The organism is Mycoplasma paraquilae, assembly GCF_048284415.1.
In the GTDB taxonomy this organism is placed as follows: domain Bacteria; phylum Bacillota_I; class Bacilli_A; order Mycoplasmatales; family Metamycoplasmataceae; genus Mycoplasmopsis.
Genome location: NZ_JBLVZU010000003.1, coordinates 12,247 through 25,189 on the forward strand (window position 1 = coordinate 12,247; position 12,943 = coordinate 25,189).

The window sequence follows — 12,943 nt, forward strand, 5'->3', positions numbered from 1 at the left end:
TTTTAGGCCTTGGTGCAAGGTGTAAACAAAAAGCCAGCAAGCTGGCTAAATGTTATTCAGTTCAATTCAATTCTTTTGGATGAACTGTTTTATTATTTGTTTTTATTTTTGAAATTCTACCTTTTTTAACATAGAAAATTCTATCAGCAATCGGCTCAACGAGAGGGTTGTGGGTAACCATAACAATTGTTGTTCCATACTTTTTATTTATATCATATAGGTATGAAAGTACAATTTCGGTTGTAGCCTCATCAAGAGCTCCTGTTGGCTCATCGGCGAAAATTATTTCAGCATTTTTAGCAAGGGCTCTTAAAATTGAAATACGTTGTTGCTGTCCACCTGACATTTGAGAAGGGAATTTGTTTTTAATATCTACAATATCAAATTCTTCAAATAATTGATCAATGTCTAATTTCTTATCTTTATCTGTTTGTAAGAATGCACCAGTTTCAACGTTATCATAACCATTAAGGTTTTGTAACAAGTTGTAATTTTGGAAAATGAAACTAACATGCTTTCTTCTAAATAAAGTAAGCTGAGTATCACTCATGTAAGGCAAGTTATCATCACACACAATAACATCACCACGCGAAGGACGATCAAGCCCTGATATTAAGTTTAGAAGTGTGGACTTTCCACCTCCTGACTTACCAAAAATCATAACAAATTCACCTTTCTTTATGCTTAAAGAGATATTTTTAAGCACACGAGTGACACTGTTACCTGCAAGATAATATTTAGATACATCACGTACATCAATGATATTTCCATCAAAGTTCTTGAGATCTTTATGATCGTCTTTTGGTCTTTTCTTGTTAGAAGCCTTTTTAAGTTTTTTAGCAATCGATCTATCAACAGTTATTTTATTAGCACCACCGTCAGCATCTAATACTTCAAAAACATTTTTAACAGTAATTTTAACATCTGAAGTTTTTTTAGTTAAAACCACTTCATCCATTTGAGTTTCGATTGTGTTTTCTTGAGTAACATTATTAGTATTGGTAGTTAATTTATTGTTTTGTTCTTCTTGATGTAAATTCATTATTTTCCTTTCAATAAATCAATTGCTTTTATTTTATTAAGTGCAATTCAAGCTAATGAAGCTGTTAAAATAAATACAAATAAGATAACCCCAATAGTTAAGAATGCATTAGCTGCTGTTATTGCTAGAGGGATGGCTATCTTAGCAGCATTAGTTAAGAATGAGCTAAAGACAGAAATTAATCCGTATGCAATTGGGAGTGAAATTAAAATTGAAGTAACTATAAATGGTATATAAATACCGAAGAAAATCTTTATTTTTTCTTTTTCATTATATCCAAGCACAGCTCAAATAGCTATATTCTTTTCATTTTCATTAATTAGAATTGTTGAAATAATAATTAGAATTACTATCGAAACAATAAAGGTTAAGATAGAGATGATTGTAACAACTATTTGCACTGTTTTGGCAATTGTCATTGTATAGTTAACCTCAATGTCTTTCGAATCAATTGAAGCTGCACTAGGCACATAAAGTTTATCTTCAAAAATACGTGCAAATTTTTGAATATATTTAGTTGCATCTGCTTTTGCTGCTGCATAGCTTTCTTTTAATGCATTAACATCAGCACTGCCACTATATGTTGGATTAAAGAATTTAGCAATTTCAACATCACTATATCCTATGTTGCGCATTGCACCATTGATTTTTGAATTTTCTACAGTTGTAGTTGATCCAAAAATTCCATCAAACAATTCACCAATTGATTTAGCTGTTAATCTTTCGGTATCAAATGAATCTATACTTGCTCAGTAACCACTAATTGAGTATAATGAAGCTGAGTTTAATATTTGCATTGGTAATGGATTGTTTGATAATACCCCATTAAATGCAGCTCCATTATTATAAGCAGGATTGAAAGTAATATTATTAATTCCAACAATTTTATCGGCAGCTGCCTTAGGAATAATAAATTCATTATTAATATATGAAGGATTAATTCCTGTAACTATAAGTTTATAAGTTTTATTTTTAAGTGGTAAATCGCCAGTTAAGCCTACCTCTTTATTGATTGTGGTTTGGTAACGATCAACTGTATTATTAGCCTTAATTTCAATGCTTTGGCCAATTCCTAGTCCATATGATTGAGCTACCACCTCATTAATAATTAGTGGTATCTTATTATCATTAGGATTTTGGTTGTATTGATCATTAATCTTTTTAAGTAAATCTTCACCATTTGTTCCAATAATTTTAACTTCTTTAGAATCAGGTAAATATCCATAAAGTCTAATGTTTTGATTATTTGATTTTTCTTTAAGTTCCTTATTCTTGATAGCTATTATATTTCCGTCTACATAAGTGTAAATTTCATCATAAATTGGATTAAAGTATAAACCACCAAATGAGATAAAGAAATCATTTATTGTTTCTGATTTAGGATCCTTAGCAATTGCTTTGTCATTATTTTCTGCAATTGTTTTATATCCTTGAACTAAAAATTCTCTATATGCATCTCTATAGTTTGTTGTGTTAATTGCTTTCATATCATAACCGGTACGTGAGCTATTTAAAAGCATATAGTAGAATTTACCATTCATAGTGTTTTCTTTGTCTGGGAAGTATTCAAAGAATCCTTCTAAGCCAGTAATAGATGTTTTATTAATATCAACTGCACCATATTCATCATAAACAATGCCAGCTTGAGTTTTTTCTAGAGCTTTTCCGATTTTATCTCTAACTTTTAAAATACGAGATTTTTGTGAATCAGGTAATGAATTATATACTGAAGTTCATGGATCAACCCCAACAACTGAGTCAATAATAATATTAACTGAGAACTGTGAAATAACATGTCCATCAAATTCATTTGGATTACCATTTTTGCCAAGAATATTAACTGCTGTAGAATATCCTGGTTTAAAGTAATCTGATTGGTATTGGTCTAATTCAGAGATATTTCCAATCGGAACATATAAATTATTTTCTAAATTATTAGATTGATATGGGTTAATAGGTCCGCCTTCTAAAGTAGGTGAATATAAGTCGAATCTATAGTTATAGTTTCTATTTTGATATGTCTTATTAATTGACTCTTCAAAGACACCAAAAGTCGCAAATCCAAATAATGTTGTTAACGAGGTTAAAATAATACTAATACCAAATGAAGAAAGTTTTCAAAAACTATTAAATACCAATGAAGCAGAGAATTTACCTTTAACATTTCTCTTCTTAAAGGCTTTTGCATATTTTTTATAAACTTCTCCAGTTGCAACCTCAACAATTCCACTCATTAAGTCTATTGATTTAAATCTTAATGAACGCAATGACACAATTATAATTAACAGTGACATAGCAAATAAAGGCACAACAATATTTACTAATAATGATATTCATGAGAATGTTAGTGTCTCTATTGGAACAGTTCAATAATTATCTAAAATCTTAATTCCAACACCTTGGAGTAAGAATCCAGTAATATATCCTAAAATATCACCAATAAATATTGTGAAGAAAGCAAATACAGTCATTGAAAGTGAAATTTCTAAAGGAGTATAACCTTGAGCTACTAAAATACCAATAACTTTATTTTTATTTGAAATATAACGTTTAATAATAAAGATAATTGATATAGCAACTAAAGTAACCAAAATTGAAAGAAGCACTTTGGCTGAGTAATCAACTGAACGTACAATACCTTTCATGGCTGTTATTCTAATGCTTCTTTCTGGGTTTAGCATGTCTAATTCATCATCTAAAAATACCCTTTGGAAGTCATCTTTATTGATTGTTTCTGATTTAATAATTTTATCAAGCTCTGATTTTAAAACAGCGTTAGTTTTAGTGGTTGAATTTTTAACAAGTAAATATTCTTTAACAACATTACCTCTGTAAGCTTGCTTAATTCTATCAAATCCTTGTGAGTTAACATATACTATAGCTTGTGATTTAGGGTTTAGTTGTAAATTGTTTTCGTCTAATACCGGATATATATTGTCATATGTTAAATCATCACCAATAATTATGTATTCAGATCCATTAACGCTAATCTTATATTCTTCAGGTAGTGATGAAAGAAGCGCTAACATTTGATTTGGATCTTTTGGTAATTGACCATTAAAAATTTTCTTATTATTTCTTTGTAATCATGCATAATTGACTTTTGCAATGTAAGAACCAACTTGATCATACTTAAGAACATTAGTTAATTTATTAACTCCTGTAATAGTATTAAAGGTTTTTAGAAGCACATCCATTAAATTAACTTCAAATGGATTGTATTTTACGCTAGTATCATTTTTAGTTTTATCAAGTCAATTGTATAAAATGTCATTATCAATAGCTAATGAAACATCTTTATCACGTTCAAAAACAGGGTTTGGGACTCTTTTTTCAATTGAGGCTTGAATAAGCTGATAAATATATTCTGGGTTTTGTGCAATTAAACTTTCGTAATTTACAATCTTATTAGCCACTAAATAAGCTATATTAGCATTATTTTTAGCTAAATCACCAACTTTATTAGTATCTGTAAGATATCAAACTATAAATTCAGGGTGATTCATAACCAAGATGTTTGAAAATATTAAATCTGGAATGCCGAGCGCAATTAATGATGGCATTTTATTATAGTTGGTATCAATCAAGAATGAAACATAATTAAAGTTGTCTTGTATTGCTTTATTAGTTAAAACTGAATTGATAAATGTGTAGATAACATTGGAATCAGCATTGTCGTATTTATAACTTGTAAAATGCCTATCATCCTCCGCTACTGTTGGTGCAGTATTTGTAGGATTTAAAGTAACTTTTGTATATAAATGAGATGAACCAATATATGCAAATGTTTTTGTTATATTAATTTCATTTTCTTTTATAAAGTTAGTAAATTTACTATTTTGACTAACAAATTGGGCTAGGATTGGGTTTTTGTAATTTCCATTCGTATCAGTAGCAAAAAACTGATTTTTCATTTCAAAAATATTTGCCATTGAACGTGTAATTCCAAATCCTGTTGTTTCATAACCTATAATATTGTTTGCTGAAGGTTGGAATAAATCAAAGCTATTGAAGTCATCTAAAACAGCTTGGCTATTAGCTAAATCCAGTAAATTGTTAGCAAATGCTATTTTATCTTCAAATGTAGCATCACTATTTAAAGTTGAAGTGAAAATTGAAAGTCAGAACTTGTATAACAAGTATCCATTTCCTATTGATGCAAAGTCATCCCCAGTAACATTATTAGGTTTAAGGAATTTTCCTAAAATTTCTCTTAATAATCCATAAGTTTGATTTTGTGCAACTGGTACTATGTTTTGATATCAAGTAATAATATCTGCTAGCGATGATTTTTCGCCTAAAACAGGATTAATAGTAGTTTGTTTTAATGCTTCAAATGCATTAAGCATACTGTTTAATTTATTTAAAGCTTCTTGCCCTTTTATAATTGGCTGCTCTATGCTTATTCCTAGAATATCATGAGCTAATAAACGATCATTATGGCTTAATTTTGTATAGTCTAATTGTTCAATTGTGCCTTGCATTAAGGCATATTGGAATTTTCTAATAAAAGTATAAATTGAATTAAAGTTGTATCTTCCAAATGGAGCCGCAACTGGTGTATTATTAACATTAGAATCACTATTTGCGTGTTCGCTTTCAGACTTACTTGACATAGCGCCCAACAAATCAAAGTAACCTAATTTTTCATTATCAGCTGCAGGAATCGTTAAGTATCTATCATCAGTTATCTTAATACTTGTACCTTTGTCTGATAGGTTTAAAGATTTTATTAATTCTTCTTTTAAACTTCTATTTGAACCTGGTATTGAAAATAAAGCTTTTAGGGCTGCATAAATATAATCAATATTTGAAAGTGAATCAGCTAAATAGAAATAATATGTAACTACATTACGATTTAAAATATAGTTATATGTTAATGAACTAGTTTGGAATTTTTCTAATTTTAATTTTGATTCTAATGTATTTGCAAACATGTTAATATCAAAAGCATCAATTAAATATTTAATCCCATCAAGTACATTTTTGTATTGTTCTTTACTATCTTTGTAAGCATTAATTTTATTTATAATGTTATTTACAAATGAAGGTAGTCCTTTAAGTACATAATATAAAGGATTATTGCTATCTTCACTATTTTGAATAAATTCAAGGTTAACATTATTAATAATTTCTTTTAAACCTTCTTTTAAAGTATCTTGATCAATTGATTTTAATAATCAGATAATCATTTGATGTGATGATAATTTTCTTTGTCTTTTAATTATTCTTGGTTGACCAGTTTCTGGGTCACTGACAGTTTCTTCCTTAATTTTGTTATATTCTTCGCTAAGGAAATTAATAATGCTATCTGTATAATTTACAAAATCTATTGAGTTAATAACTTTAATAATACTGTCAATAAGTTTTACAGGATCTTTAGTAATATGTACTAAAGCTTGCGGTGTAATATATTGAGCTAATGTATTTTGTCCAATTAATCCAAAAAAGTTGTATAAAGTTTGGATTTCAGCTTCTAGATATTTTTGTTGTTCTTCTATTGTAGATTGTTGTAGAACTAAGGCTTTTGCTTTCGCGAAAATTCCAGTTAATATTTTATTAACATAATCACCATTAATATTGTGAGAAAGTTTATATAAAGCATCAATAACTAATTCAGGAACAATGTTCAAGTTGATTTGTCCAGAAGCAAAAACTCCAGCAAAGTCATTTTTATCAAAAGTATATTGAGCAGCATCAGTAATTGCATACACAGTATCTTTTGTTATAAATCCTTGCTTAACAATATCCATATCCAATAATCCTTTTTGGATATTTTCTACAGCTTTACTCATTGTTTTTTGGTTAATTGCTTCATTCATGATTTCCGCAAGTGGAGCTCTATATCCAAAAGGAACATAAACGACATTATTAAACTCTGAGCTCTTTTCTACTCAACCATTAGGGTTTAAAGTTGCTTTAAGGATTAAATTATTTGTTTTTAAGAAGTTTAATACATCAATTGTTGGAATTAACCCATTTTTATATTTTGCTGCTTCTTCTGCATTTGCATTAGATGAAGAAGAAATTGGCACATTAGTTCAATAGTCAATTGAACCATCTTGTTTATATACTGGTTTTACTATATAGTAATAAACTCCATCTTTAGCTTTATAGGTAGTTGCTGTAATACCAATTTCAGCAAATTTATTAAATTCATTTTCTGGCGTATTGCTGTTAGCATCTTTTACAAAGTTAGCTAATTTATAAATTTTTTGACCATAAACTGTATTTGAAGGTTTATTTGGATTATTATAATCAACATTAACAAATTTATCAAATCCATAATCAGATTTAATATATGTAGGAGATGGAACTACGTTAGATGCTGCGTTTAATAAAATAATATAAGAAACATAATAATCAAGTTGTTTAGTTTTGAAAAAGTCATCAATTTCTAAAGCCATTCCGTTTAATCCAGTGGGCTTGTCTTTTTCATTTATTAACTTGTTTATGTTATTTGCCATTCCATTAATTTCTTCTTTATCATTTCCCACATTTATAAATTGGAAAACGCTTTTTTCTTGGGTTTTTTCATCAAAAGAATCAATTGTTAATTGTTGCTTGATACCGATGTTATCAGCACCAACTTCTTTTTTAACTTTGTCATATATATTTTGTTTAACGATAGCTAAAGCACCTTTTTTAATTTGACTAAATGTATCATATAAAATATTTTTATTTATAAGTCTTGTATAAGCAGCATCTGTTAATGTGCTTTCATCATAATGTTCCATAAAAGCAATTGTTCTTGTGTTTGGGTATTTATATGCTGCATAATTTGGAATTTCTGTTCCACTATGATTATTAAAGTCAGGTATAGTAAAAACATTTTCTTGATTTTTAATAACTTCTCTTAAATCATTTGAAAGTTCATCATAAATCGCTTTATACTCATCGTAATTTGGATTATTTAATGCTTTTATTTTAGATTGGTAAGTATCTAAAATATCTTGCACTTTACTAATAAGGTTACTATATTTTGTATCTGTTTTATTATTGTTAATGAAATCTTGAGCCAGGATTATTGTTTTATCAATTATTCCTTTAACAAAGGCTAATTTTTCAGCATCTACAGTGGCCACACCATATTGACGTTCAATTGGTGCTAGGATTAAAGGTGTTTTTAAAATTTCATCTTTTGAAACTATTGGTTCTTGTTGAGACACAAGTTCAGGATTGTTTTCCACTAAAGACCCATTGTTATCATAATTATAAATATAATTTGATATATTCTTTGATCAATATGAAAATTCCTTAAACATAGCAGGAATTGAATTATTACCTTCAGGGTTATTGCTAATTAAATGCTTCATGAAAGTAACATAAGCACCTTCTCATTTATCGCTGTATTTTATATAAGTAGATTCATATAATTTTCTTTGGTAGTAAGTAACTGTTTCTCTTTTAGCTGCTCATTTTAAAGGTATGTTATATGTTTCTTCTTTGTTAAATTGGAAATATTCTTTTTCTACAGTAGTAGTATATTTTTTATTTTTCCCAAAAAGTTGCTCATAAGCAATATTATCAGCTAACTTAGTTTGCATTAATTGCGCTATTGAAGCATTATCAATACCACTAATTAAAGTTGGAACAATATTATTATCCTGCACAAAAACTAGCTTTTGATCATTATATGGTTTGAAGCCTAATGTTCAAATAAATTCACTAGGTTGAACTTCAATAACCGGGGCTGTTTTCTTTCAATTTTGACCTTTAATTAAATTAAATGTAATTTCTTTTGAAAGTACATTAATAAACATGGTTGAGACTTGAGAAAGAATTTTACCTTCTAAAGATTCAGTAACATAAGCTATATCGCTAATTTGATAATGCTTATCAAAATGAAGTTGAGTATCTGAAGTAAGTTCTACTTCTTTTTTAGCAGGTACAAAATCATCATTTATACCTCTAGTAAATAAATCAATTGAATAATTAGAAGCAAGAGTGAATGTTTTTTTAGCTTTACTGTAATCTAGTTTAAGTACACTATTTTCAACGTCATCACTTTTAAGTAAGTTATACATTTTAATGAAATCAGTTTTCTTTATGTATCCATCAGCGTATTTAGGATCATCAATAAAGTTTTTAAGTGGAACAAAATCATCCTCGACTTTGCGAAGATCAATAATGTCAACTGCTTTTTTATAATTATTGTCAACATATAAAATTGGCTTGTTATATGCTTCGGGTAGCGCATCAGCTTGAGCTAATCCATTAATTAAGTAACCATCATTATATGCTTTGGCATTTGTCGATAAATTTAAATCAATTGTCAAGTCATGAGAAATTGACTTATCTTTAATTTTATTGTATTGTAATTTCATTGATTGTGCTGTATCATGTAGCAAAGTAAAAATCCCAGATGTTAAAAACACCAAAATAGTTAAACCTGCTACAGTAGCTTTATTTCTAAATAAAGACCTAAAAACTTCTTTAAAAAGGTTTTTCATATCTCTCCATTCTTCTTGCTTATAATTTAATATTTTAAATTATAGCTATTTTTTTACAAGTTAGCTTTTTCCAGCAAAGCGGGCTAAAAAAGCAGTCTTCAAATCATTAAGTTATTTTTAAACCTATAAATTAGGGATAAAAGTTGTTTTATAATAAAGCTTGGTAATAAAAATTATTCACACCTTAGAAGTTTTTGTTTTATTTAAAGCGCTAAATTGCTATTTTAGCAATCCTTTTAGGTTTTGCGCAGTATTGTTAGACGCCTTTAATTTGAGGACTTTTTTAGTATTTAAAATAGCGTATTTATTTTTGATAATTTTTTAGTAAAAAGAAAAGCTCAAGTAACCTTGAGCCAATCTATGATATTTATTTATCTATGAAATCAATTATATCTTTTATTACATAGTCCTTAATTTCTTCATGTATTATATCGTGTCTGCAATTTGGATAATCAATTGCTTGCAAATTAGTAAATCCAATACTTTTTAGTTGATTTTGAGATCATTTTGCGCCTTTAAATCCATAAGTTACTGGATCATCTGAACCTCGAATCAAAAGAATTGGACAATTATTAATATTGCGATATTCTTTTGTATTTTTGATGCCATTCATTAGCTTAAAAATATCCTTAAACCCAGCAACTCTAAAAAGCCTAATCCACAATTTTTGTCCTCTAAATAGTCTTCTATGTTTTGTTGATTTCTTGACATCCAATCAATTGGTGTTCGTGGATGTTTTATTTTTCTATTAAAAGAAGCAAAGCCGAGTACATTAATTAAGTTTGAGTATGCTTCTGGACCATTAATGACTTGTAATAATTTTGCAAGTGCTATCCCAAAAGGAATTGCACTACGATACGGTGGATAACCAGCTAAAATAACTTTTTTATAGTATTTAGATTCTGTTTTTAATAAGTTTCTAATTATCAAGGTTCCTAGAGAAAAACCATAAATAATAATTTGATCTTGGTTATAACGTTGAGCAAATCATTTTGTTATCAATTTATAGTCATCCAGTAACACTTTATCACCATCTTTTATGGCAAAAAAACCATGAATTGGAGCATTTGGACCATGACCACGCATGTCACTAGTTAATACTGTATAACCAGCTGCATTCAGTTTATTAGCTAAATAACTTAAGCGTCCTTGGTGTTCTTCCATGCCGTGTATTAATTGTATATATCCTTTAGGATTTGCCACCTCATATAAACGCAAAGATAATTTGTATCCATCATGTGCTTCAAGAATAATTTCTTCCATATTTACTCCTTATGTTGTAAAAGCAACATAGAATTATTTGTCTTTATTTCTCGCGTCTTCAATTTCTTTAGCTCTTAAATCAAGGTTTGCTTGTTCACGAGCTTTTGATATTTCTTCTTGTCTGGCTTTAATAGCCTCTTCATCATTATTAAATGTTTTAGCTTCAGTTTGACTTTGATTTAATTCTCCTGATTGAGATGTCATTTTAATTAATTCATCCAAATTTAAAGGTTGAGCATTTTCTTCTTTATTTTCCACCTTCTTAGGAGGTAATTCTAAGTGAGTAGCAATGTAGTCTATTTCTTCTGCTACAATAGTTTCTTTTTCTAAAAGTAATGTTTTGATTAATTCTAGTAATTTAGGATTATCTTTAATAACTTGTGTTGCTAATCTCTTAGCTTCCAACATGATTTTTCTTATTTCTAAGTCAATTTCATGACTAATTTGGTTTGATAGTGAAGATGAAGTTGCTAATGTTTTTCCAAGGAATGGTGATCCTTCTTCTTCCTGATATTTAATAGGTCCTAAATCAGACATACCAAATTCAGTTACCATTCTACGAGCAATTGTTGTGGCTTTAGCAATATCGTCAGAAGCACCTGTTGAAATCTTATCTTCACCATAAATAATTTCTTCTGCTGCTCTACCACCCATAAAGCTTGCAATAGAAGCTAATAATTCTTCCTTAGTGTAGTTGTATTTTTCATTTTCTGGCATCATTAAGTTATATCCACCAGCTTGTCCACGAGGAATAATAGTAATCTTTTGAACTTTATTTCCTCCGGGAACCTTAATACCAACAACAGCATGTCCCGCTTCGTGGTAAGCAACCATTGTTAATTCTTCACGAGTAATTGTTCTAGATTTTTTAGCAGGTCCTGCCATTACTCTATCAATAGCTTCATCTATTTGATCTCTTGTTATTACTCCAGTATTTTCACGAATAGAAAGTAACACAGATTCATTAATAACATTTTCTAATTGAGCACCTGAGAATCCAGGTGTTCTTCTTGCTACATTGTCAAATGTAATATCACTTGCAAAACGTTTACCTTTAGCGTGTAGTTTTAAAATTTCTTCACGTTCTTTAACATCAGGTAATCCAACTGTAATAATTCTGTCAAAACGACCAGGTCTTGTTAATGCTGGATCGAGAACATCTGTACGGTTAGTTGCAGCAATAAATAGTAATCCAGAGTTTTCTTTAATACCATCCATTTCAACAAGTAATTGGTTTAAGGTTTGTTCACGTTCATCGTGACCTCCACCAATACCACTTCCACGAGTTCTACCGATTGCGTCTAATTCATCTATAAACACAATTGCAGGAGCGTTCTTTCTAGCTTCTGCAATAACTTGTCTAACTCTTTTAGCCCCCATACCAACAAATAACTCAACAAAGTTAGATGCTGATACGAAGAAAAATGGAACATCAGCTTCTCCAGCTGTTGCTTTAGCAAGTAAAGTCTTACCAGTTCCTGGAGGTCCTCCAAGTAAAATACCACGGGGCATTCTAGCTCCTGAGATTTCGTATTTTTTAGGATTCTTTAAGTAGTCAACAATTTCACTAATTTCTTCTATTGGCTCTTTGTTTCCTGCAACATCAGAGAATTTTTTGTCTGATTTAATAATTTGAGCAGGACTTTTATCACCGAACATACTTGACCCTTGACCATTCATCATCTTCATTTGGTATCTAAATAATAGAACCATAAGTAAAATAAAGATTAAAGTAGGTAAAAATGGCAAGATATATGCAGCAAAAAAGCTTTGACTAGGTGCTGGTAACACATTATATGTATTTGTAGCAGTAGCCAATTTGTCTGCTAATTTTCCATTAATTAAGTCGGATAATAAAGCAGAACTTCCTCCAGTTGTAAATTTATCTACAACTTGTATCACTTGATTATTTACAGTCTCACTATGTACATAAATTCCAGATATAGAATTTTGATATGGATTAAATACTATTTCTTGGAAATATCCTGCCCCAGGAACATTCATCATAGAAGTGTTAGCAGTATTTAATTTATTAACAAATTCAGATGTAGTTCAAACTGTAGCAGCATTAACTTTGGTTACAATTAAGTAAGTCATAATTCCAAGTGCTAATAAAATAACAATAGTTGTTATAATACCAGTTCATCTTTTTTTCTTTTTTGTATCCATTTTGTCCTTTCTTTTT

The 12,943-nt window shown here is 29.2% G+C and carries 5 protein-coding genes; all 5 read right to left on the reverse strand.

The features are described from left to right. Window positions 1-52: 52 nt before the first annotated feature. A complete protein-coding gene (locus ACNQ12_RS01775; protein ID WP_418019285.1) occupies window positions 53-1,042 on the reverse strand; it encodes an ABC transporter ATP-binding protein in 990 nt (329 codons plus the stop codon). Then, window positions 1,042-9,495 carry an ABC transporter permease gene (locus ACNQ12_RS01780; RefSeq protein ID WP_418037140.1) on the reverse strand — a complete coding sequence of 2,818 codons (8,454 nt, stop codon included), beginning with the start codon at window positions 9,493-9,495 and terminating at the stop codon, window positions 1,042-1,044. Before ACNQ12_RS01780 ends, ACNQ12_RS01775 begins: the two co-directional genes overlap by 1 nt. A gap of 367 nt (window positions 9,496-9,862) precedes the next feature. Continuing rightward, on the reverse strand, window positions 9,863-10,108 hold the full coding sequence (locus ACNQ12_RS01785; protein WP_418037138.1) for an alpha/beta hydrolase: 246 nt from the start codon (window positions 10,106-10,108) through the stop codon (window positions 9,863-9,865). Further along, window positions 10,108-10,758 (reverse strand): alpha/beta hydrolase, encoded by a 651-nt coding sequence (locus tag ACNQ12_RS01790; protein WP_418037136.1) that lies wholly within the window; start codon window positions 10,756-10,758, stop codon window positions 10,108-10,110. The genes ACNQ12_RS01785 and ACNQ12_RS01790 overlap by 1 nt, the downstream gene beginning before the upstream one ends. A 33-nt stretch (window positions 10,759-10,791) precedes the next feature. Further along, a complete protein-coding gene (gene ftsH, locus ACNQ12_RS01795) occupies window positions 10,792-12,927 on the reverse strand; it encodes an ATP-dependent zinc metalloprotease FtsH (protein WP_418027490.1) in 2,136 nt (711 codons plus the stop codon). Window positions 12,928-12,943 lie beyond the last annotated feature (16 nt).